Annotated in this window: 18 protein-coding genes; 13 read left to right on the top strand and 5 right to left on the bottom strand. The window is 71.8% G+C overall.

Annotated elements, in window-relative coordinates; genetic code table 11:
- Positions 1-117 precede the first annotated feature (117 nt).
- A complete protein-coding gene (serA, locus tag ACZ63F_RS30135; protein ID WP_469715586.1) occupies positions 118-1,707 on the top strand; it encodes a phosphoglycerate dehydrogenase in 1,590 nt (529 codons plus the stop codon).
- Between the two features lie 122 nt (positions 1,708-1,829).
- On the opposite strand, the gene ACZ63F_RS30130 is transcribed toward serA, so the two are convergent.
- Positions 1,830-3,341 carry an MFS transporter gene (locus ACZ63F_RS30130; RefSeq protein ID WP_469715583.1) on the bottom strand — a complete coding sequence of 504 codons (1,512 nt, stop codon included), beginning with the start codon at positions 3,339-3,341 and terminating at the stop codon, positions 1,830-1,832.
- A 97-nt stretch (positions 3,342-3,438) separates the two neighbouring features.
- Between ACZ63F_RS30130 and ACZ63F_RS30125 the strand changes: the two genes are divergently transcribed.
- Positions 3,439-4,014: a TetR/AcrR family transcriptional regulator gene (locus tag ACZ63F_RS30125; protein WP_469715581.1), complete on the top strand. Its 576-nt coding sequence runs from the start codon at positions 3,439-3,441 to the stop codon at positions 4,012-4,014.
- A gap of 31 nt (positions 4,015-4,045) precedes the next feature.
- Here ACZ63F_RS30125 and ACZ63F_RS30120 read toward each other — a convergent pair whose 3' ends face one another.
- Both ACZ63F_RS30120 and ACZ63F_RS30115 read right to left on the bottom strand, forming a co-directional pair.
- The gene (locus ACZ63F_RS30120; protein ID WP_469715579.1) at positions 4,046-4,627 is read right to left on the bottom strand and encodes a hypothetical protein; all 582 of its coding nucleotides are present in this window, start codon (positions 4,625-4,627) and stop codon (positions 4,046-4,048) included.
- A gap of 84 nt (positions 4,628-4,711) precedes the next feature.
- Positions 4,712-6,010, bottom strand: a complete 1,299-nt coding sequence (locus tag ACZ63F_RS30115) for a PucR family transcriptional regulator (protein WP_469715577.1) — start codon at positions 6,008-6,010, stop codon at positions 4,712-4,714.
- Positions 6,011-6,152: 142 nt separating this feature from the next.
- On the opposite strand from ACZ63F_RS30115, the gene ACZ63F_RS30110 reads away from it, so the two are divergent.
- From ACZ63F_RS30110 to ACZ63F_RS30095, 4 genes are all read left to right on the top strand, one after another.
- Positions 6,153-7,079 carry a proline dehydrogenase family protein gene (locus ACZ63F_RS30110; RefSeq protein WP_469715575.1) on the top strand — a complete coding sequence of 309 codons (927 nt, stop codon included), beginning with the start codon at positions 6,153-6,155 and terminating at the stop codon, positions 7,077-7,079.
- A 190-nt stretch (positions 7,080-7,269) separates the two neighbouring features.
- Positions 7,270-8,901 carry an L-glutamate gamma-semialdehyde dehydrogenase gene (gene pruA / locus ACZ63F_RS30105; protein ID WP_469715573.1) on the top strand — a complete coding sequence of 544 codons (1,632 nt, stop codon included), beginning with the start codon at positions 7,270-7,272 and terminating at the stop codon, positions 8,899-8,901.
- Between the two features lie 109 nt (positions 8,902-9,010).
- On the top strand, positions 9,011-9,547 hold the full coding sequence (locus ACZ63F_RS30100; protein WP_351961297.1) for a GNAT family N-acetyltransferase: 537 nt from the start codon (positions 9,011-9,013) through the stop codon (positions 9,545-9,547).
- 273 nt (positions 9,548-9,820) lie between these two features.
- Positions 9,821-9,952 carry a hypothetical protein gene (locus tag ACZ63F_RS30095; RefSeq protein WP_089098576.1) on the top strand — a complete coding sequence of 44 codons (132 nt, stop codon included), beginning with the start codon at positions 9,821-9,823 and terminating at the stop codon, positions 9,950-9,952.
- A 113-nt stretch (positions 9,953-10,065) separates the two neighbouring features.
- On the opposite strand, the gene ACZ63F_RS30090 is transcribed toward ACZ63F_RS30095, so the two are convergent.
- Positions 10,066-11,640 carry a purple acid phosphatase family protein gene (locus tag ACZ63F_RS30090; RefSeq protein WP_469715569.1) on the bottom strand — a complete coding sequence of 525 codons (1,575 nt, stop codon included), beginning with the start codon at positions 11,638-11,640 and terminating at the stop codon, positions 10,066-10,068.
- 131 nt (positions 11,641-11,771) lie between these two features.
- Between ACZ63F_RS30090 and ACZ63F_RS30085 the strand changes: the two genes are divergently transcribed.
- The 4 genes from ACZ63F_RS30085 to ACZ63F_RS30070 all read left to right on the top strand — a co-directional run bounded on the left by ACZ63F_RS30085 (position 11,772) and on the right by ACZ63F_RS30070 (position 16,614).
- Positions 11,772-12,815: a 3-isopropylmalate dehydrogenase gene (locus tag ACZ63F_RS30085; RefSeq protein ID WP_352367271.1), complete on the top strand. Its 1,044-nt coding sequence runs from the start codon at positions 11,772-11,774 to the stop codon at positions 12,813-12,815.
- 239 nt (positions 12,816-13,054) lie between these two features.
- On the top strand, positions 13,055-14,143 hold the full coding sequence (locus ACZ63F_RS30080) for a branched-chain amino acid aminotransferase (RefSeq protein ID WP_352367270.1): 1,089 nt from the start codon (positions 13,055-13,057) through the stop codon (positions 14,141-14,143).
- Positions 14,144-14,224: 81 nt separating this feature from the next.
- Positions 14,225-15,298, top strand: a complete 1,074-nt coding sequence (locus ACZ63F_RS30075; protein ID WP_469715565.1) for a hypothetical protein — start codon at positions 14,225-14,227, stop codon at positions 15,296-15,298.
- A 14-nt stretch (positions 15,299-15,312) separates the two neighbouring features.
- Complete coding sequence (locus tag ACZ63F_RS30070) at positions 15,313-16,614, top strand: KamA family radical SAM protein (protein ID WP_469715562.1); 1,302 nt, start codon at positions 15,313-15,315, stop codon at positions 16,612-16,614.
- Between the two features lie 64 nt (positions 16,615-16,678).
- Here the strand turns inward: ACZ63F_RS30070 and ACZ63F_RS30065 are convergent, their stop codons facing one another.
- A complete protein-coding gene (locus ACZ63F_RS30065; RefSeq protein ID WP_469715559.1) occupies positions 16,679-18,121 on the bottom strand; it encodes a cytosine permease in 1,443 nt (480 codons plus the stop codon).
- A 153-nt stretch (positions 18,122-18,274) separates the two neighbouring features.
- On the opposite strand from ACZ63F_RS30065, the gene ureA reads away from it, so the two are divergent.
- The 3 genes from ureA to ACZ63F_RS30050 are packed head-to-tail and all read left to right on the top strand — an operon-like array spanning position 18,275 to position 21,732.
- On the top strand, positions 18,275-18,976 hold the full coding sequence (gene ureA / locus ACZ63F_RS30060) for an urease subunit gamma (RefSeq protein ID WP_469715557.1): 702 nt from the start codon (positions 18,275-18,277) through the stop codon (positions 18,974-18,976).
- Entirely contained in the window at positions 18,973-20,685 is a 1,713-nt protein-coding gene (locus ACZ63F_RS30055; RefSeq protein WP_469715556.1) for an urease subunit alpha, read from the top strand. The genes ureA and ACZ63F_RS30055 overlap by 4 nt, the downstream gene beginning before the upstream one ends.
- A 9-nt stretch (positions 20,686-20,694) precedes the next feature.
- Complete coding sequence (locus ACZ63F_RS30050; protein ID WP_469715554.1) at positions 20,695-21,732, top strand: agmatine deiminase family protein; 1,038 nt, start codon at positions 20,695-20,697, stop codon at positions 21,730-21,732.
- Positions 21,733-21,738: the final 6 nt, after the last annotated feature.

The raw sequence follows: 21,738 nt of genomic DNA, 5'->3' as shown, positions 1-21,738 counted from the left end.
ACTGCCGTACTACATACGCGTCAGGCCCACAGCGTCGTGCGTCTCCACGCGGCTAGCCAACCTCCACCGCCTGCGGCCGTCGGGACGGCCGTCCGCATTGGACATGTGAGGACTCACGTGAGCTCGAAACCTGTCGTACTCATCGCTGAAGAGCTGTCGCCCGCCACCGTCGACGCGCTGGGCCCGGACTTCGAGATCCGGCACACCAACGGAGCAGACCGAGCCGAACTGCTCCCCGCCATCGCCGACGTGGACGCGATCCTGATCCGCTCCGCCACCAAGGTCGACGCCGAGGCCATCGCCGCGGCGAAGAAGCTGAAGGTCGTCGCACGAGCCGGCGTCGGCCTGGACAACGTCGACGTCTCCGCCGCCACCAAGGCCGGCGTGATGGTCGTCAACGCCCCGACCTCCAACATCGTGACCGCCGCCGAACTCGCCTGCGGTCTGCTGATCTCCAGCGCCCGCCACATCCCGCAGGCCAACTCCGCGCTGAAGAACGGCGAGTGGAAGCGCAGCAAGTACACCGGTGTCGAGCTCGCCGAGAAGACCCTCGGTGTCGTCGGCCTCGGCCGGATCGGCGCCCTGGTCGCGCAGCGCATGTCGGCCTTCGGCATGAAGGTCGTCGCCTACGACCCCTACATCCAGCCCGCCCGCGCCGCCCAGATGGGCGTCAAGGTGCTGTCCCTGGACGAGCTGCTCGAAGTCGCCGACTTCATCACCGTGCACCTCCCGAAGACCCCCGAGACGGTCGGTCTGATCGGCGACGAGGCGCTGCGCAAGGTCAAGCCGTCGGTGCGGATCGTCAACGCCGCGCGCGGCGGCATCGTCGACGAGGAGGCGCTGTACGCGGCGCTCAAGGAGGGCCGGGTCGCCGGCGCCGGCCTCGACGTCTACAGCAAGGAGCCGTGCACCGACTCCCCGCTCTTCGAGCTCGACCAGGTCGTCTGCACCCCGCACCTCGGTGCCTCCACCGACGAGGCCCAGGAGAAGGCGGGCATCGCCGTCGCCCGGTCCGTCCGCCTCGCCCTCGCCGGTGAGCTGGTCCCGGACGCGGTCAACGTCCAGGGCGGTGTCATCGCCGAGGACGTCAAGCCGGGCCTGCCCCTCGCCGAGCGCCTCGGCCGCATCTTCACCGCGCTCGCCGGTGAGGTCGCGGTCCGCCTCGACGTCGAGGTCTACGGCGAGATCACCCAGCACGACGTGAAGGTGCTGGAGCTCTCCGCGCTCAAGGGCGTCTTCGAGGACGTCGTCGACGAGACGGTGTCGTACGTCAACGCCCCGCTGTTCGCGCAGGAGCGCGGCGTCGAGGTACGGCTGACGACCAGCTCCGAGTCGGCCGACCACCGCAACGTCGTCACCGTGCGCGGCACCCTCGGCAGCGGCGAGGAGGTCTCGGTCTCCGGCACGCTGTCCGGCCCGAAGAACCTCCAGAAGATCGTCGCGGTCGGCGACTACGACGTCGACCTCGCGATCGCCGACCACCTGCTGGTGCTGCGGTACGAGGACCGGCCGGGTGTCGTCGGCACCGTCGGCCGCATCCTCGGGGAGGCCGGGATCAACATCGCCGGCATGCAGGTCGCCCGTGCGGCGGCGGGGGGCGAGGCGCTGGCTGTGCTCACCGTCGACGACACGGTGGCCCCCGGCGTGCTGGCCGAGGTCGAGGCGGAGATCGGGGCCACGTCGGCTCGTTCGGTGAACCTCGTCTGATTCTTCTTGCCCGCCCGCCCACCCGACTCGGTGGGCTGGAAGGCTCGCGTCATGTCCTCAAACGCCGGACGGGCTGAGTGGATCAGCCCGTCCGGCGTTCGCATGGTCAGCTTCTGCGCAGTTCACCCCCTCCGCAGCGTCAGAGCCGCTCCCACCGCCGCCAGTGCCAGCAGTACCGCCCCCGCGATCGCCGCCCCCTGCATCCCACTCGTGAACGCCTCCCGGGCGGAGCGGACCAGGGACTCTCCCGCGGGCCCCGGCAGCCGGGCCGCCGTCGCCAGGGCGCCGCCCAGGGTCTCGCGAGCGCCTGCCGGAGCCGTGGCCGGCATCTCGTGGCGGTAGACCGCCGTACCGATCGAGCCCAGTACGGCCATGCCGAGCGCACCGCCGAACTCCGCGGCCGTCTCCAGGAGCGAGGACGCCGTCCCGGCCCGCTCCACCGGAGCCCCGGTCATCGCCAGGTCGGTCAGCTGGGAGACGATCGCGACCATCCCGCAGGCGAGGACACCGGCCCCGGTCAGCACCAGCCACAGCGAGTCGGTGCCGGTCAGGGCGAGCAGCACGAACCCGGCCGCCATGGCCGCGAAACCGCCGGCGACCACGTACCCCCGGTCGGCGCCCCGCTGCACCAGCTGTGCCGTGAGCGGCCCCGCGGCCCCGATGAACACCGAGGGCAGCAGACTCCACAGCGCCGCCGCGAGCGGGCTCATCCCGAGGACCGACTGCAGGTACTGCGTGGTGTAGATCGCCGAACCCATCATCGCGAGCGAGGCGACCAGGTTCAGGACCAGCGCCGGGGTGAAGCCCCGGGCCGTCAGCAGGGCCGGCGGGATCAGCGGGGATGCGGTGGTGCGCTGACGGTGGACGAAGAGGGCGGCGAAGAGCAGGCCGACGGTGACCGAGACGACGTAGAGCGGGTGCCAGCCCTCGGAGGGGATCTCCTTGACGCCGTAGACCACGGGGAGCACGGCGGCCATCGAGAGCGGGACGCTCAGCCAGTCGAAGCGGCCGGGGGAGGGGTTGCGGGACTCCGGGAGCAGGAACGGGCCGACGACCAGGAGCAGGGCCATCGCCGGGAGGTTGACCAGGAAGACCGAGCCCCACCAGAAGTGCTCGACGAGGATCCCACTCATCACCGAGCCGAGCGCGATCCCGCCCGTCATCACTCCCGACCACAGGCCGATCGCCTTCGCGCGCTGGCCCGGGTCGGTGAACATCGTGCGCAGCAGCGCCATCGTCGACGGCATCAGGGTCGCGCCGCCGATGCCGAGGACCGCGCGGGCGGCGATCAGGGTCCCGGCGCTGTCCGCGTACGCGGCGAGCAGCGAGGCGCCGCCGAAGGCCGCGGCGCCGGACAGCAGCAGGCGCCGGCGGCCGATGCGGTCGCCAAGGGCGCCCATCGTCATCAGCAGACCGGCCAGGACGAAGCCGTAGATGTCGAGGATCCACAGCTGCTGGGTGCCGCTCGGAGCCAGGTCCGCGCCGATCGCCGGGAGGGCGAAGTAGAGGACCGAGACGTCCATCGAGACCAGGAGCAGCGGCAGCATCAGCACGCCGAGTGCGGTCCATTCACGGCGCCCGGCAAGGGAGTTGGGCTCGGGTGTGCTCGTCGTCGTGCTCGTCGGGTTCGTCATGCCAAGGAATGTACGGGCGTCTTAAACGCTTGTCTAGAACGATTGTATAATTCACGCGTCTAGGACGCTTGTATGGAACTCGGGTAGGGTGGCCGGCATGGGACACCGTGAGGATCTGCTGGAAGGCGCCAAGCGCTGCCTGCTGGAGAAGGGGTTCGCGCGGACGACGGCGCGCGACATCGTCAGGGAGTCGGGCACCAATCTCGCCTCGATCGGCTACCACTACGGCTCCAAGGACGCGCTGCTCGCCCAGGCCTACATCGCGCTGGTGGAGGAGATGTCCTTCGAGGGCGGCGACGGGGGGCTGACCGGAGCCCCCGGCTCCCTCGAACGGTTCCGCGAGGTGTGGACGAACATCGTCGGCAGCATGCGCGAGCCCGGCACGATGTGGCGGCTGAGCGTGGAGATCATGGCGATGGGTGATCAGATGCCCGAGGTGCGCGACCAGTTGGCCCGCGCCCAGCGCGAGGGCGGCCGCGGACTGACCTCACTGATGATGGGCGTACCGGAGGAGGAGGTCTCCGACGAGACCGCGGACACCCTCGGCCGCTTCTACATGACCCTGATGTCCGGCCTGATCTCCGCATGGACCTTCGACCCGAAGACCGCACCCGACGGCGACGCGCTCACCGAGGGACTGCGCCGGATCGTCGAGGCCGCGAACCGGGGCTGACGCGCCTCACGGGCCGGTGCCGGGGCGCCGGTCAGCCGAGCGGGTACGTGATCACGGCACGGGCCGGGAACCGGAGGGCGTCGCCGTACAGCGGTGAGCGCTCCACGGTGACCCGGACGCCGTCGACGGAGTGGTAGTACCAGACGGGGCTCCGCAGGGCGGGCCCGCACAGGCCGTCCGGGAGCCTGTACGGCTCCCCGGCCACGCCGACGCTGCCGTGGCGCTCGTCGAACAGGTCCGCGGCCGCCGGCACGATGCCCGCGTCGCGCAGGTAGTCCGGGAGCAGGCCGCTGCGGAAGGACACGGTGGCGCTGCCGTTCCGGGTGAAGTAGTGGACGTCCGCGGCGTCGGAGGGGATCGGCGTGCCATGGACGAGGATCCGGTCAGGCAGCCGCTGCTCGCTTCCGGCGCAGGCCCGTTCGTCGCCGAGCGGATGGGGCAGGTCGTCCCGGAAGAGCCAGACGGCTCCGGACGCGCAGCCCGCGAGGGCGAGCGCCCCGATCCCCAGTGCGGCCGCCCGGCGGCCCGGCCGGAGCCGTCCGCGGGCCCGGCGCTCCGCCGCCGCCGGCTCGGCGGCGCCGCCCTGCCGTATGCCCGGACCCGCATCACCCATCGTCCGCCCCCGCCGACACCCTTGATGTGAACACGCGGAGCATACGCCGACCGGCCTCCCGCCAAGGCACCGGGAACGCGCGCCTCAGGCGAGCCGGGCCGCCTTCAACGCCATGTGCAGCAGCAGGCGGTCCTCGCCGTCGTCCAGGTCGAGACCGGTGAGCTGTTCGACGCGGGACAGGCGGTAGTACAGGGTCTGACGGTGGATGCCGAGCGCGGTGGCCGTGCGGCCCGCCTGGCCCGCGTGGTCGAGGTAGACCTCGGCGGTGCGGGCCAGTTCGTGGTGGGCCGGGGTGAGGAGCGGGGCCACGGCCGGGTCCTGCGGGGCCTGTGGCGGCAGCGCGGTCAGCAGGCGGTACGGGCCGATCTCCGCCCACTGGGCGACCGGCCCGAGCCGCGGCTCCGCCAGCGCCGCCCGGGCGGCCGCCGTGGCCTCCTGCCAGACCGCGCCCAGCCCCGCCAGCCCGGTCCGGGCCCCGCCCACCCCCGCGGCGCAGCCCTGCGGCGCCGGGGCCGGCCCGGCCAGCCCCGCGGCGACGGCCGCCGCCGTCCGTGCCCCCGCCCCGCGGGCCGTCGCCGACCGGGCCTCCTCCGCCTCCTTGAGCAGCCGGGCGGCCGCCGTCAGGGCCGGCGTGGCCGCGTCCGTGCTGCGCAGCCGGACCAGTACGGCGAGGCTGTGGCCCGTCGCGCCCCAGGGCAGGGCGCACAGCGCGGTGGCGTGCGGGACCGTGCGCGGGGACGGGGCGTCGTCCGGGTCGGCGGACGGCCAGGGCGCGACACAGACCAGGGTGTGCGGGGCGTCCGCGCGGGTGCCGAGGGCGGTACGCAGTTCGGCCACCGCCATGTCCCGCTGCCAGCCGCCCTCCGCGACCAGCACCGCCCGCAGCTCCCGGCCGAGCCCGGCCCCCGCCTGCGCCTCGTCCGCGAGCAGCGCCCCGATCCGCCCCGCCACCCCCATGGCCGCGGCCAGCTGGGCGTCGGTCGGACCCGGGTCGGAGTCGAGCAGCCACACATAGCCGAGGACGACACCCCGATGGCGTACCGGAAGGCAGATCCGCCCCCGGTACACGCCGGCCTCCGGGGTCGGCGGGATCCGCACCGGACCGGTCGCCCGGGTGATGCCGAACCCCTCGAACCAGGTGCGGACCGCAGCCGTCGATCGCCGGGTCAGGATCGAGCGGGTGCGGACCGGGTCCAGCGCCGACGGATCGAGATCGCCCTCGCTGTCGTACGCCCCGAAGGCGATCAGCTCGAAGTCGCGGTTCTCCAGGGTCGCCGGGACGCCGAGGAGCTCCGAGATCTCGTCGACCAGCTCCTGGTAGTCACCCTTGAATTCCGACGTCACCCGGGCATTCTCCCCCAATCCACGGCCGCCTTCATACATCTGTCTGAGATCCCCTGCACGGATGCGTGACAGCTGTCGATGGCCCACGATCGGAGGGATCCCCGACTATCACGGTGGTTCCCCGTGCCGTATCCACATCGTCGGATCGCGGCCTGTCTGGCATGTGTTGTGGAGGTGCCCCGTGCTGGGTCCCGTGATTCTCGCCGCGTCGCGCAGCGACCGGATGCGACGTCTGATCTCGGCGGCCCCGGTGACGAAGCAGGTCGTCGACCGCTTCATCCCCGGCGAGTCGGTCGCGGACATCGTCCCGATCATCGAGGAGCTCACGGGCCGCGGCCTGGAGCTGACGATGGACGTCGTCGGCGAGGACATCACCACCCCCGAGCAGGCCGCCGCCGCCCGGGACGCCTACCTGGCGCTGATCGACCGCCTGCGCGAGCTGGGCCTCGGCGAGCGCGTCGAGATGTCGGTGAAGCTGTCCATGTTCGGCCAGGCGCTGGAGGGGGGCCACGAACTGGCCCTCGCCAACGTCCGCCCCGTCGTCGAGGCCGCCGCCGCCATCGGTACGACCGTCACCCTCGACGCCGAGGACCACACCACCCTCGACTCGATGTTCGCCATCCACGAGGAACTGCGCCGGGACTTCCCGCAGACCGGCTGCGTCATCCAGGCCTACCTCTTCCGCACCGAGGCCGACGCCCGCCGTCTCGCCGCCTCCGGCAGCCGGGTCCGCCTGGTCAAGGGCGCCTACAAGGAGCCCGCCGAGGTCGCCTACCAGCAGAAGCACGAGATCGACAAGGCGTACGTACGGATCCTGCGGACTCTGATGGACGGCGAGGGGTACCCGATGGTCGGCTCCCACGACCCGCGCCTGATCTCCATAGCCCAGGAACTCGCCCGGCGTGCCGGCCGCAAGCCCGACGAGTACGAGTTCCAGATGCTGTACGGCATCCGCGGCGACGAGCACCTGCGGCTGGCCGCCGAGGGCCACCGGATGCGCGTCTACACCGCGTACGGCACCGACTGGTACGGCTACTTCATGCGCAGGCTCGCGGAGAAGCCGGCCAACCTGCGCTTCTTTTTGAGGAGCATGATCAGCCGTGGCTGATGTGACTTGGCTGTGCGGCGGCTCCGGCCGGGGGTCCGGGGGTTGTCCCCCGGGCAAGCACAGCCTGCGCTCGATGGTCAGCAAGGGCTGAGCCCCGCCAGGCGCCCGCCGAGCCGCGACAAGCCAGCCGCGACAAGCCAAGCCGCGACAAGCCTCAACACCCGCTCAAGTTCAAGGAGTTACGGATCCCATGGACGCTGTGACCCAGGTCCCCGCCCCCGTCAACGAGCCGGTGCACGGCTATGCCCCCGGCTCCGCCGAGCGCACCCGCCTGGAGGCGAAGCTCAAGGAGCTCGCCGAGAACCCGCTCGAGCTGTCGATGACCATCGGCGGCGAGAAGCGGCTCGGCGGCGGCGAGCCCTTCCAGGTCGTGCAGCCGCACAACCACAAGGCCGTCATCGGCACCGGCCGGCACGCCACCCAGCAGGACGCCCGGGACGCGATCGACGCGGCCCTCGCCGCCGCTCCCGCCTGGCGCGCGATGTCCTTCGACGACCGCGCCGCGATCATCCTGCGCGCCGCCGAACTGCTCGCCGGCCCCTGGCGCGAGACGATCGCCGCCTCCACCATGCTCGGCCAGTCCAAGACCGCCCAGCAGGCCGAGATCGACACCCCGTGCGAGCTGGTCGACTTCTGGCGCTTCAACGTCCACTACGCCCGCCAGATCCTGGCCGAGCAGCCCCCGGCCAACTCCCCGGGCGTCTGGAACCGCCTCGACCACCGCCCGCTGGAGGGCTTCGTCTACGCGATCACGCCGTTCAACTTCAGCGCGATCGCCGGCAACCTGCCGACCGCGCCGGCCCTCATGGGCAACGTCGTCGTGTGGAAGCCGTCCCCGACCCAGACCCACGCCGCCGTGCTGCTGATGCAGCTGCTGGAGGAGGCCGGTCTGCCCAAGGGCGTCATCAACCTGGTCACCGGCGACGGCGTCGAGGTCTCGAAGGTCGCTCTCGAGCACCGGGACCTGGCCGGCATCCACTTCACCGGCTCCACCAAGACCTTCCAGTACCTGTGGAAGACGGTCGGCAACAACATCGAGAAGTACCGGTCGTACCCGCGTCTGGTGGGCGAGACGGGCGGCAAGGACTTCCTCGTCGCCCACCCGAGCGCCGACCGGGCCGTCCTCAAGACGGCGCTCACCCGCGGCGCCTTCGAGTACCAGGGCCAGAAGTGCTCGGCGACCTCCCGCGCCTACATCCCCGCGTCCATCTGGAACGACGGTTTCCGCGAGGAGTTCGCCGCCGAGGTCGACTACCTGACCATGGGCGACGTCACCGACCTGTCGAACTTCATCGGCGCCGTCATCGACGACCGCGCGTTCGCCAAGAACAAGGCCGCGATCGACCGCGCGAAGACCGATCCGACCTGCGAGATCGTCGCGGGCGGCTCCTACGACGACTCGGTCGGCTACTTCGTCCGCCCGACGGTCGTCGTGTGCAGCGACCCGGAGAACGAGGTCTTCCGCACCGAGTACTTCGGCCCGTTCCTCGCCGTGCACGTCTACGAGGACGACCAGTACGACGAGATGCTGACCCAGATGGAGTCGGTGTCCGACTACGCGCTCACCGGCTCGGTCATCGCGGGCGACCGCGCGGCGGCGGCGTACACGATGGAGAAGCTGCGCTACGCGGCCGGCAACTTCTACATCAACGACAAGTCGACCGGCGCCGTCGTCGGCCAGCAGCCCTTCGGCGGCGGCCGCGCCTCCGGCACCAACGACAAGGCCGGCGCCCCGCAGAACCTGCTGCGCTGGACGCTGACCCGCGCGATCAAGGAGACGCTGGTCGCCCCGACCGACTACGCGTACCCGCACATGGGCTGACCCCCCAGCCCTCCCGAGCACGGGCCGGGAAGCCTGACCCACGAGCAGGCTTCCCGGCCCGTTCCCATGCCCGGCCCCGTCGCCCGCCGGTTGGTACGAGACTTGGGCCATGTCTCTCCGCATCGCGCACACCGCCGACCTCGACCCCGCCGACCTGCGCGCCGCGCGCACCCTCCTCCACGAGGCGTTCGGCGGGGACTTCGCCGACAGCGACTGGGAGCACGGGCTGGGCGGCCTGCACGCCCTCGTCCACGACGAGGCCGGGCTCGCCGCCCACGGCTCGGTCGTCATGCGCCGCGCCCGGCACCGGGGCCGCTGGCTGCGCGTCGGCTACGTGGAGGCGGTGGGCGTACGGCCCGACGCCCGGCGCCGGGGGCACGGCGGGCGGGTGATGGCGGCGCTGGAAAGGATCGTCGAGCGGGCGTACGACCTCGGCGCGCTCGGCGCGAGCGACGACGGCGCCCGGCTGTACACGGTCCGGGGCTGGCAGCGCTGGCCCGGCCGGATCTGCGCGCTGTCCCCGGACCGCGGGATCGTGCGGCTCGTGGCGGAGGAGGGGGACGTGTTCGTGTGGCCCGCCCTGGCCGGTGCCCTGGACCCCGCTCACGAGCTGATCTTCGACTGGCGCGACGGAGACGTCATGTAACCCGTTCGCCCCAGCTGCCCCAGGGGTCAAAACCCCAGCTCGGGGGCGGGTGGCCGACCTCGCCGTCTCAGATAGTAGGAAGTCCGAGTAATTGTGCAGACAGAAGCGGGCCGCTCCCTTACTTTTGTAGGAGCCGAACGTCTCGCTCGATCAAGCGAATGGCGGTCGTGAGCCGGGCCCCGTGCAGGCAACCCCTGCGGCACCGCTCCCCGCCCCTTCCGGCGTCTCGTATCCCCCTGCCGTACTCCACGTATGCCGAAGGAGTCGATTCCCATGGCCGAGACGACCGTCCGCCGCCGGGTCCGCCACGTGTCCCGCACCAGCGAGTCCGAGCGCAAGAACGCCGCAGCCGCCCTCCAGCGCGCCCTCGACCGCCGCGACAACGGCGGCGAGACCGGCCACTGAGCCGTCGGCGCACCGTTGACGCACCGCCGGTAACCCGTGTAGCAACCCCTCAACGGGAGCCGCACCCGCACGGAGTACGGCGCGGCCGGGACAGCCGCGCCGTACTCCGGGGATCAGCCGCCCCGGCGGATCTCGAAGTGGTCGATCCGCGCACCGCTCTGCGCCAGTGCCGACACCTTCAGCCGCGGGGACGGACCCGCCTCCGCCTCGACCCTGAGGAAGGAGAAGCCGGTGTACCGCACCCGCGACCACTCCACCGTCTCCGCGACGTTGTGCTGCCCCGCGGCCCAGTGGAAGCTGTGCACCGCGTCGTGCCGGGTGACGTGCCCCTCGTAGCTGTCCCGCACCCCCGGGGGGAATCCGTACAGGTCCCGCCCGCCGCCGCCCGCCGTCACGTACACGATCCCGTCCCGCGTCGGGTCGGTCGAGCCGCCGACCGGGACCGCGCGGCCGACCCCGCCGCCCTTCACCGCGTCGGTGCGTTCGTACACGTGGTTGTGCCCGTTGATCACCAGGTCCACCTGGTACCTGGTGAACAGCGGCAGCCAGGCCGCCCGGATCCCGCCGTCGGAGGCGTGCGAGGACGTCGAGTACGCGCAGTGGTGGAAGAAGACGACGACGAAGTCCACGTCCTTCGCCGCCCGCAGCTCCTTCAGCTTCCGCTCCAGCCACCTCGTCTGCCGGCCGCCGCTGTAGCCGAGGTTGGCGGGGATCTCGTACGACACGTCGTTCGCGTCCAGCGCCACGAAGCCGACGTTGCCGTAGGTGAACGCGTACACGCCCGGTGAGCCGTGCGGGTCGAAGCCGTTGTCGGGAAGGGCGAAGCGGGCGTACTGGCCGCCGTAGCCGTCGGGGGAGTACCAGGCCTCCATGTCGTGGTTGCCGGTCGTCACCATCCACGGCACGGACCGCGCCACCGGGTCGTTCTGCTTCAGGAACCGGTCCCACTCCCGGGCGTCGTAGCCGTCCGAGGTCTTCCCCGCGCCGTTGCCGTCCGCGTAGCAGATGTCGCCCGCGTGCAGGTGGAAGGCCGGGTTCTGCTTCAGCAGCGCGTTGTCACTGGCCTTCCCGGCCCGGCTGACGCCCTGGTCGCCGAAGGCCGTGAACACGAACCGCTCCGGGGTCGCGGGCGCGGTGCGGAACGGGGTGATGGTGGCGCGGTGGCCGGGGGCGGCCGGGTCCCAGCCCTCGTGGCCGACGCCGTAGTAGTACGTGGTGCCGGGAGCGAGGCCGGTCAGGGCCGCGTGCGCGTAGTACTGCTCGACCACCGGGCGCACCCCCCGCACCCCGGGCGTGTGCAGGTGCCGGATCTCCGCGGCGGCGCGCGTGCCCAGCTGGTCCGGGCGCGTCCCGATCCGCACGAACGGCCTCTTCACGGCGGACGGCACCTGCCAGGAGATCCGCATCTGCGTCCGCGGGTCGGCGCCGAAGGCGAGGTGCCGGCCGAACGGCACGACCGCCGCACCGCGGACCGCGGAGGTGGCCGGAGCCGGGCTCCCCGACCTCGCGCAGCCGCTCACCAGCGCACCGCCCGCCACCGCGCCCGCCGTCACCAGCGTGCGACGGCTCACCAGCCGACCGCGCAGATACTCGTACTGCTCGGCCATGCTCATCCGGGCGGCGAGCCGCGGCGGGACGCCGAAGCCGGGGATGTCCGTGCCGGGGCGGCCGGTGCCGGGGATGTCCATGCCGGGAGCGTGCCCGGCACGGGCCGACACCAGCCCCACGTACGGGTGAACGCCGGTCGAAGGAACAACCCGCCGCGTCCGCATGCCGGACGGTGTGTGTCATCCCATGGGACGCGGAGTAGGGTGCCGACATGTCTCGCAGCATCGATCTCGCAGTGATCCCCGGTGACGGCATCGGGCAGGAAGTCGTGGCCGAAGGCCTCAAGGTCCTCTCCGCCGTCCTCCCCGAGGACGTGAAGCTGGAGACCAAGGAGTACGACTTCGGCGCCAAGCGTTACCACGCCACCGGTGAGACCCTCACCGACGCCGACCTCGACGCGCTGAAGCAGCACGACGCCATCCTGCTGGGCGCCATCGGCGACCCGAGCGTGCCCTCCGGCGTCCTGGAGCGCGGCTTCCTGCTGAAGCTCCGCTTCGCCTTCGACCACCACGTCAACCTGCGTCCGTCGAAGCTCCTCCCGGGTGTCGCCACCCCGCTGGCCGGCGAGCCGCAGATCGACTTCGTCGTGGTCCGTGAGGGCACCGAGGGCCCGTACACCGGCAACGGCGGCACCATCCGCAAGGGCACCGCCCACGAGGTCGCCACCGAGGTGTCCGTCAACACGGCCTTCGGCGTCGAGCGTGTCGTCCGGGACGCCTTCGCCCGCGCCCAGGCCCGCCCGCGCAAGAAGCTCACGCTGGTCCACAAGAACAACGTGCTGACCTTCGCCGGGCACCTGTGGACGAACGTCTTCAACAAGGTGGCCGCGGAGTTCCCCGAGGTCACCACGGACTACATCCACGTCGACGCGGCGACTATCTACCTCGTCACCGACCCCGGCCGCTTCGACGTCATCGTCACCGACAACCTCTTCGGCGACATCATCACCGACCTCGCCGCGGCCGTCTCCGGCGGCATCGGCGTCGCGGCGAGCGGGAACATCAACCCCTCCCGCGAGTTCCCGTCCATGTTCGAGCCGGTGCACGGGTCCGCGCCCGACATCGCCGGCCAGGGCAAGGCCGACCCCACCGCCACGGTCCTGTCCGTCGCCCTGCTGCTGCGCCACCTCGGCTACGAGGCCGAGGCCGCCCGCATCGACGAGGCCGTCACCGCCGACCTCACCGAACGCCAGGGCAAGCCCGCCCGCTCCACCTCGGAGATCGGCGACGCCCTCGCCGTACGAGTAGCCGGCTGACCCGCCGAGCCCCTCGAAGACACTTCGAAGCCGCCGGGTCGCTCCAGCGCCCGGCGGCTTCCCCATGCCTGCCGCCGGGTGCCACCATCAACCCCGGGTCCGCATTCACCCCGATTCCTTCCACCTCGGCCCCCGCGCGATAATCGAACGCGGAGCCGCGCCCTGAGGGAATGCTCGGACGTCCTAGGACAAGGGTGTGAGCGCGGCCCATCACTACAACCGGTGAAGGACACCTACTCATGACGACGCCCACGATCGAGCTCAAGCCGTCCGCACACCCGCTGCCCGCCGCGGAGCGCGAGGCGATCCTGGCCAGCCCCGGATTCGGCCGCCACTTCACCGACCACATGGTGACGATCAAGTGGACCGAGGGCCGCGGCTGGCACGACGGCCAGCTCGTCCCGTACGCGCCGATCCCCCTCGACCCGGCCACCAACGTCCTGCACTACGCCCAGGAGATCTTCGAGGGCCTGAAGGCGTACCGCCGCCCCGACGGCTCGGTGGCCACCTTCCGCCCCGACCAGAACGCCAAGCGCTTCCAGCGTTCCGCCCGCCGGCTCGCCATGCCCGAGCTGCCGGTGGAGACCTTCATCGAGGCCTGCGACCTGCTCGTCCAGCAGGACAAGGCATGGGTCCCGGCACACGGCGGCGAGGAATCCCTCTACCTGCGCCCCTTCATGATCGCCACCGAGGTCGGTCTGGGCGTCAAGCCGGCCAACGAGTACCTCTTCCTGGTCATCGCCTCCCCGGCGGGCGCCTACTTCCCCGGCGGCGTGAAGCCGGTCTCCATCTGGGCCTCCGAGGACCGCGTCCGCGCCGTCCCCGGCGGCATGGGCGACGCGAAGACCGGCGGCAACTACGCGGCCTCCCTGCTCGCCCAGGCCGAAGCCGCCGCCCAGGGCTGCGACCAGGTCTGCTACCTCGACGCGGTCGAGCACAAGTGGGTCGAGGAGCTCGGCGGCATGAACCTGTACTTCGTGTACGGCGACAGGATCGTCACCCCGACCCTCACCGGCTCCATCCTCGAAGGCGTCACCCGCGACTCCCTCCTCACCGTCGCCCGCGACCTCGGCTACGAGTCCGAGGAGGCCCGGGTCTCCATCGAGCAGTGGCAGCGCGACTCCGAGAACGGCACCCTCACCGAGGTCTTCGCCTGCGGCACCGCCGCCGTGATCACCCCCGTCGGCACGGTCAAGCGCGCGACCGCCGAGTGGCAGCAGTCGGGTGGCGAGCCCGGCGAGGTGACCATGAAGCTCCGCGAGGCCCTCCTCAACATCCAGCGGGGCACGGTGGCGGACAAGCACGGCTGGATGCACCAGCTCGGCTGATCGATCTTCGGCTGTCCGTTCGACGCGTATCACCTCCCCCGTACGGGTATCTCCTGAGTCCACACGGGGGAGGGAGCACGCGTGAGCGGACGGTCGCCATGGTCACGGCTGCGCTGGCTGATGCGCACGTTACGCACCCCGCGCCGCCCGCAGAGCCTCACCGTGCTCGCCCTGCTCACCGCCGTCGCGGGCCTGCTGCTGTGGCGGGCCTCGACGATGGACAACTACGGGCAGAACCTCGCCCTCAACCTCGGCACCGACATCGTCGGCGTGGTCGTCACCGTGTTCGTCATCGGCCCGCTGATATCCCGGGCCCAGGAGGGCCGGGTCCGCGAGCACACCCGGCTGGACTACGAGTGGTTCGCCGCCCAGGTGCACGGCTCGACGTCCAACGTGAAGGTCCTCGACACCTTCTCCAACCTGTTCGGACCGCAGTTCTCCGAGCGCCTGTTCCGGGGCGTCAGATCGGCCACCGCGAACGGTGCCCGGGTGCAGATCCTGCTCCTGGATCCCGACTCCCTCGCCGTCATCCTGCGCGGCCGCGAACTGGGCGAGCAGAGCGCCGACATCCGCCGCGACATCATGCGCAACCTGCGCACGCTCGACGGGTTCGCCCGCCGCCTCGACGCCACCTCCCGGCAGCTCCTGGAGGTACGGCTGTGCTCCACCTCCCCGGGCGTCACCCTCTACCGCTGGGACGAGCGCTGCCTGGTCTCCTTCCTGACCGTCGGCCGGCTCTCCGGCGAGGGGGTTCAGCTGGAGGTCGCGGTCCGCTCCCCGCTGGGCACCTTCGTCGAACAGCGCTTCGACGAACTGTGGCAGCAGGGCAAGCCGATGGAACGCTTCACCCGCCTGCCCGTCACCCTCGTCGACGCCACGGACGGGCGACGCGAGTTCGTCTGCCACTTCGTCTTCCTCGACGACCGCCTGTACGTCGCCGCGCCCGACCTCGTCACCTATCTGGCCCGCCGCCGCCTCGACCAACTCAGCGCCTACAGCGAAGCGCTGACCGGGTCCGGCGCGCACGACGTCATCGTCGTGGACGACGAGAGCGAGCTGCACCGGCGGCTCATCCTCCACTTCGGGGAGAAGTACGATGCGCAGGCGGCCGCCTTCGTGGAGTTGCGGCCGTCCACGGTCCTGGTCACGGAATAGAGGGCCCCCGCACGATGAGTTCAGCGCACCACCCCCGTTTCCGCGCCTTCACGCCCCGTGACCTGGACGGCCTGCTCCGGCGGGTCTCCCTGACGGACGATCAGCGGCTGGCGCTGCGGGCGGTCTCCTCGGTCCTGCCGTTCCGTACGAACGCCTACGTCGTCGACGAGCTGATCGACTGGTCGGCCGTGCCCGAGGACCCGGTCTTCCGGCTGACCTTCCCGCAGTCCGGGATGCTGCCCGCGCCGGACGTGCGCCGGATGGCCGACCTGCTGACGGGGGACGCGCCGCGTGCCGAGATCCAGCGTGCCGCGCACGAGATCCGGATGCGGCTCAACCCGCATCCCTCCGGCCAGCTCGACGCCAACGTCCCCGTGCACGAGGGGCAGCGGCTGACCGGCCTCCAGCACAAGTACCCGGAGACGGTGCTGGTCTTCCCGCGCCAGGGCCAGACCTGCCACGCCTACTGCACCTACTGCTTCCGCTGGCCGCAGTTCGTCGGCGAGGCCGACCTGCGCATCGCGACCGACGACATCGCCGCGACCGATGCGTATCTGCGCGCCCACCCCGAGGTCGCCAGCATCCTGGTCACCGGCGGCGACCCGCTGGTGATGAGCACGGCAGTACTGCGCCGCTACGTCGAGCCGCTCCTCGCGATCGACACGGTCCGCTCGATCCGCATCGGCACCAAGTCCCTCGCCTTCTGGCCGTACCGCTTCACCACCGACCGCGACGCCGACGACCTGCTGCGGCTCTTCGAGGAGGTGGTGGCGAGCGGCCGGCACCTGGCTCTGATGGCCCACTTCACGCATCCGCAGGAGCTGCGGCCGCCCGTCGTCCGGGAGGCGATGCGGCGTGTCCGGGACACCGGGGCCGTGATCCGCTGCCAGGGCCCGCTGGTGGCGGGGATCAACGACAGCGCGGACGCCTGGGCCGAGCTGTGGGAGGAGACGACCACGCTGGGGGCGGTGCCGTACTACCAGTTCGTGGAGCGGGACACCGGCCCCCAGGGCTACTTCGGCGTCCCGCTCGCCCGCGGCCACGCCGTCTTCCGCGACGCCTACGCCCGCGTGTCGGGCCTCGCCCGTACGGTCCGCGGGCCGGTCATGTCGGCGATGCCGGGCAAGGTCTGCGTGGACGGCGTCGCCGAGGTGGCCGGTGAGCGGGTCTTCGTCCTGCACCTGATCCAGGCCCGCGATCCGGGCCTCGTCGACCGGCCGTTCTTCGCCGCGTACGACGAGGGGGCGACGTGGTGGACCGACCTGAAGCCGGCGTTCGGGGCGAGCCGGTTCCTGCCGGGGCTCGAACCGGGGTGATGGGCGGCGGACGTCGTCGGGTGCGGCGCCCCCAGACCCCCCTTCGGCCTGAACGGCCTCGTCCTCAGACGGCGGACGGGCTGAGGTGTGGCTGGGCGTCGTCGTCGGACATCGGTCGAGGTGTGTCCGTCCGGTTCGACGTCAGAAACAGGTAGACCAGTCCGCCCACGGTCCCCGACAGCAGGAAGCTGCAGTCCACCCCGCCCGTCAGGGACAGCAGGGGGCCCTCGTACGACGGCAGGGAGACCGCGAGCAGGCCGACGGCCGCTCCCAGTGCCCAGGACGCGGTCGCCCGGACGTTCCAGCCCGCCCGGTACCAGTAGATGCCGCCCCGCGAGCGGCGGTTGAAGACCTGGAGGGCGTCCGCGTCGTACACGCCCCGGCAGCGGGCGAAGCCGATGAGGGTGATGACCGCCCAGGGGGTGCCGATGGCGGTGAACAGGAGGACGAAGGAGGTCATCGCGGACTGCGCGTTCCAGGCGTAGTGGCCGGCGAAGACGCAGGCCGTGGCGACGACGGCGACCGTGTAGGTGGCGCGGGCGCGGGACGCCCGGGGGAGGATCGCGTCCAGGTCGAGGCCCATGGAGTAGAGCATGAGGCCCGCGTTGCCGACCGAGCCCGCGGAGGCGGAGAGCAGGAGCGGGACCAGGTACCAGGCGGGGGAGGCCGACACCAGCGGACCCGCGTAGTCCGTGGCCGCCCGTGCCGCGTACGCGGTGAACGTGCCGAAGAGCTGCGGGACCAGCAGGCCCAGGATCAGGCCCAGCCAGGTCGCGTGCAGCACCCGGCGGGAGGTGTGGCGGGCCGGGGAGATGTAGCGGGTGTAGTCGCCGAGGAGGGTGATGAAGGCGACCGGCCCGGACAGGCCCGCCGCCACCGCAGCCAGGCACCAGGTCGGCCAGAAGCCGCCCAGCAGGTAGCCGCCCGCCTCAGGCAGCGCGGAGGTGGTGAAGTGCGGCGCGTAGGCGAGGATGCCGAGGATCAGCAGGGCCGTCATGCCGACGGCGAGGACCTTGGACATGGCGAGCAGCACCCGGTAGCCGTAGACCGCGCCCGCCACCGTCGCCGCCGCGAGCACCGTGTAGACCACGGCGTACGCCGCCCCGTCCGCGGGCAGCCCGAAGAGCCGGCCCAGCACGCTCACCATCACGTCGCCGCCGATCCACACGGTCAGCGCGGTGTAGCCGAGGGCCAGCAGGAGGCCCACCACCGAGCCGACCAGCCGCCCGCGCACCCCGAACTGGGCGCCCGAGGAGGTCGAGAGGTTGGTCGCGGTGCGCAGCGAGACCAGCGCCAGCGGGGCCGTGAACACCGTGCCGATCAGCGTGCCCGCCACGATCGCGCTCACCGACGCCCACCAGCCGAGCCCGAAGGACGGCGGCAGCCAGCCGAAGATGATCACGCCGAGGCAGAGGTTGGAGCCGAGCAGGATCGAGACCAGGTCCTTCGGGCCGCTGGCGCGTTCCCCGTCCGGGATCGTGTCGACTCCGCGCTGTTCTATCGGCATGGCTGGTCTCCTTCGACGGCCGCCCACAAGTTAGAGCGACGTTCAATGTGGGCGACCTGGCGTGTGATGTCAATGGTTCCCTTCTCGTAATCCGGCATTTAGAGTGTTGTTCTAAATGGAGCCAGGGATGAGGAAGCCAAGGAGGTGCCGGGCGTGCGACTGACCCCTACGGAACGGGACCGGCTGCTGCTCTTCGGAGCCGCCGAGCTGGCCCGTGCCCGCCGCGCGCGGGGCCTCAGGCTCAACGTGCCGGAGGCCACCGCGCTGATCGCGGACACCGTCTGCGAGGCCGCCCGGGACGGCCGGCGGCTCGCCGAGGCGATCGAGGCGGCCCGCTCCGTCCTCGGCCCGGCCGACGTGCTGCCCGGCGTCGCCGACATCGTCACCGAGGTGCACGTCGAGGCCGTCTTCGACGACGGGTCCAGGCTCGCCGTGGTCACCGACCCGATCGGGGGCGGGGGACTGGGCGAGGACGCGCCCGGCGCGCTGCTGCCGGGGCCCGAACACGCCGACCCGGAGGCGGTCGTACGGCTGAGCGTCATCAACACCGCGACCGTGCCCGTCTCGGTCACCTCGCACTTCCACTTCTTCGAGGCCAACCCCCGCCTCGACTTCGACCGCGCCGCCGCCTACGGCCTGCGGCTCGCCGTGCCCGCCGGGTCGTCCGTGCGGTTCGGGCCGGGGGACTCGCTGGAGGTCGGTCTGGTGCCGATCGGCGGCGACCGGGTCGCCATCGGCTTCGCCGGTCTCGTCGACGGGCCGCTGGACGCGCCCGGCGCCCGCGAGGAGGCGCTGCGCCGCGCCGCCGCCTGCGGATACCTGGGGGTACGAGAGACACAGGAGGCCGATCGATGAGCCGCCCCGGAGGCCACCCCGCCGAGGCCCGCCGCCTCACCCCGCACGAGTACGCGGCCACCCACGGCCCGCGCGCCGGCGACCGCGTCCGCCTCGGGGACTCGGGCCTCGTGATCCGCGTCGAGGACGACTCCCAGCGCTACGGCGACGAGTTCCTGGCCGGCTTCGGCAAGACGGCCCGGGACGGGCTGCACCTCAAGGCCGCCGCCGTCCGCGAGACCTGCGACGTCGTGATCAGCAATGTCGTCGTCATCGACGCCGTGCTCGGGATCCGGAAGGTCTCCATCGGCATCCGCGAGGGGCGGATCTGCTCGATCGGGCGGGCCGGGAACCCCGACACCCTCGACGGGGTCGACGTCGTGGTCGGCACCGGCACCTCGATCGTGTCCGGAGAGGGGCTCATCGCCACCGCCGGGGCCGTCGACACGCACGTCCACCTGCTGTCGCCGCGCATCATGGAAGCCTCGCTGGCCTCCGGTGTCACGACGATCATCGGGCAGGAGTTCGGTCCGGTGTGGGGCGTCGGCGTCAACTCGCCCTGGGCACTGAAGCACGCCTTCAACGCCTTCGACGCCTGGCCGGTCAACATCGGTTTCCTCGGCCGGGGTTCGTCCTCGCACGCGGCTCCGCTGGTCGAGGCCCTCGCCGAGGGCGGCGCCTCGGGCTTCAAGGTGCACGAGGACATGGGCGCCCACACCCGGGCGCTGGACACGGCCCTGCGTGTCGCCGAGGAACACGACGTCCAGGTCGCCCTGCACAGCGACGGGCTGAACGAGTGCCTGTCGGTCGAGGACACCCTCCGGGTCCTCGAGGGCCGCACCATCCACGCCTTCCACATCGAGGGCTGCGGCGGCGGACACGTGCCCAACGTCCTGAAGATGGCCGGCGTCCCCCACGTCATCGGCTCCTCCACCAACCCCACCCTGCCCTTCGGCCGGGACGCGGTCGCCGAGCACTACGGGATGATCGTCTCCGTCCACGACCTCAAGACCGACCTGCCCGGCGACGCCGCCATGGCCCGCGACCGGATCCGCGCCGGCACCATGGGCGCCGAGGACGTGCTGCACGACCTGGGCGCGATCGGCATCACCTCGTCCGACGCGCAGGGCATGGGCCGGGCCGGGGAGACCGTCCGCCGAACCTTCGCCATGGCCGGCAAGATGAAGGCCGAGCTGGGCGCCCCGGACGACGGCCACGACAACGAGCGCGTGCTCCGGTACATGGCCAAGCTGACCATCAACCCGGCCATCGCCCACGGCCTCGCGCACGAGGTCGGCTCGATCGAGGTCGGCAAGCTGGCGGACATCGTGCTGTGGTCGCCCGAGTACTTCGGGGCCAAGCCGCAGCTCGTCCTCAAGTCCGGCTTCCCGGCGTTCGGCGTCACCGGTGACCCGAACGCGGCCACCGACACCTGCGAACCCCTCGTCCTCGGCCCCCAGTTCGGGGCGCACGGCGCCACCCCGGCCGACATCTCCGTCGCGTTCGTGGCGCAGGCCGCCCTCGACCAGGGCCACGACACCCTGCCCACCCGGCGCCGCCGGGTCGCCGTCCGCGGCACCCGTGGCATCGGACCGGCCGACCTGCGGCGCAACTCCCGCACCGGAGCGGTCGACGTCGACCAGCGCACCGGCCTGGTCACCCTCGACGGCGAACCGCTCCGCTCGGAGCCCGCCGACTCCGTCTCCCTCAACCGCCTGTACTTCCTCTGAGGATCACCGATGACTGCTGCCTCCGACGGTTTCCGGATGCCCGCCGAGTGGACCCCGCACGCGCGTACCTGGATGGCGTGGCCGGGTCCCAACCCCACCTTCGACGACGCCGACGACCTCGTCGCCGCCCGGGCGGCCTGGGCGTCGGTGGCCCGTGCCGTCCTGCGCTTCGAACCGGTGACCGTCGTGTGCGGCCCCGGCCAGTCGGCGGCGGCTCAGGCGCTGCTCGGGCCCGGCATCGACACCGTCGAGCGGGACCTGGACGACGCCTGGATGCGGGACATCGGCCCCACCTTCCTGACCAACGGGCGTGAACTGGCGGCCGTGGACTGGACGTTCAACGGCTGGGGCGCCCAGCACTGGGCCCGCTGGGAGCACGACGCGAAGATCGCCGCGCATGTCGCGGACCTCGCGGGCGCGCGGACGTACGCCTCGAAGCTGGTCAACGAGGGCGGTGCGATCCACGTCGACGGCGAGGGGACCGTCCTGCTCACCGAGACCGTGCAGCTGGGCCCCGAGCGCAACCCGGGCTGGACGAAGGCGGAGGTCGAGGCCGAGATCCACGGCATGCTCGGCACCCGCAAGGCGATATGGCTGCCCCGCGGCCTGACCGGCGACTACCCCCCGTACGGCTTCGGCACCCTCGGCCATGTCGACATCGTCGCCGCCTTCGCCCGCCCGGGAGTCGTCGTCGCGCACTCCCAGCCGGACCCCGCGCACCCGGACCACGAGGTGAGCAAGGAGGTCATCGGCCTGCTGCGGTCCCAGACCGACGCCCGCGGCCGCAGCCTGGAGGTGGTCGAGGTGCCCGCCCCGACCGTCCTGGAGGCCGACGGCCACTGGGCCGACTACTCCTACATCAACCACTACCTCTGCAACGGCGGGGTCGTCCTGTGCGGCTTCGACGACCCGCGCGACGAGATCGCCGCCGGGATCTTCCGCCGTCTCTTCCCCGAGCGGACGGTGACCCTCGTGGACGCCCGTACGATCTTCGCTGGGGGTGGCGGTATCCACTGCGTCACCCAGCAGCAGCCGAAGGTCCAGTAGCAGTTC

The sequence above is a fragment of the Streptomyces sp. NPDC104761 genome (genome assembly GCF_055583445.1).
The sequence above is the reverse complement of the archived record's forward strand: the minus strand, read 5'-3'. Positions and strand labels throughout refer to the sequence as shown.

What these genes read in the sequence shown, in the direction of transcription:
- ACZ63F_RS30130 (WP_469715583.1), bottom strand. Translation starts at nt 3,341, where the DNA reads ATGACGAACCCGACGAGCACGACGACGAGCACACCCGAGCCCAACTCC.
- ACZ63F_RS30125 (WP_469715581.1), top strand. Translation starts at nt 3,439, where the DNA reads ATGGGACACCGTGAGGATCTGCTGGAAGGCGCCAAGCGCTGCCTGCTG.
- ACZ63F_RS30120 (WP_469715579.1), bottom strand. Translation starts at nt 4,627, where the DNA reads ATGGGTGATGCGGGTCCGGGCATACGGCAGGGCGGCGCCGCCGAGCCG.
- ACZ63F_RS30115 (WP_469715577.1), bottom strand. Translation starts at nt 6,010, where the DNA reads ATGTATGAAGGCGGCCGTGGATTGGGGGAGAATGCCCGGGTGACGTCG.
- pruA (WP_469715573.1), top strand. Translation starts at nt 7,270, where the DNA reads ATGGACGCTGTGACCCAGGTCCCCGCCCCCGTCAACGAGCCGGTGCAC.
- ACZ63F_RS30100 (WP_351961297.1), top strand. Translation starts at nt 9,011, where the DNA reads ATGTCTCTCCGCATCGCGCACACCGCCGACCTCGACCCCGCCGACCTG.
- ACZ63F_RS30095 (WP_089098576.1), top strand. Translation starts at nt 9,821, where the DNA reads ATGGCCGAGACGACCGTCCGCCGCCGGGTCCGCCACGTGTCCCGCACC.
- ACZ63F_RS30090 (WP_469715569.1), bottom strand. Translation starts at nt 11,640, where the DNA reads ATGGACATCCCCGGCACCGGCCGCCCCGGCACGGACATCCCCGGCTTC.
- ACZ63F_RS30085 (WP_352367271.1), top strand. Translation starts at nt 11,772, where the DNA reads ATGTCTCGCAGCATCGATCTCGCAGTGATCCCCGGTGACGGCATCGGG.
- ACZ63F_RS30080 (WP_352367270.1), top strand. Translation starts at nt 13,055, where the DNA reads ATGACGACGCCCACGATCGAGCTCAAGCCGTCCGCACACCCGCTGCCC.
- ACZ63F_RS30070 (WP_469715562.1), top strand. Translation starts at nt 15,313, where the DNA reads ATGAGTTCAGCGCACCACCCCCGTTTCCGCGCCTTCACGCCCCGTGAC.
- ACZ63F_RS30065 (WP_469715559.1), bottom strand. Translation starts at nt 18,121, where the DNA reads ATGCCGATAGAACAGCGCGGAGTCGACACGATCCCGGACGGGGAACGC.
- ACZ63F_RS30055 (WP_469715556.1), top strand. Translation starts at nt 18,973, where the DNA reads ATGAGCCGCCCCGGAGGCCACCCCGCCGAGGCCCGCCGCCTCACCCCG.
- ACZ63F_RS30050 (WP_469715554.1), top strand. Translation starts at nt 20,695, where the DNA reads ATGACTGCTGCCTCCGACGGTTTCCGGATGCCCGCCGAGTGGACCCCG.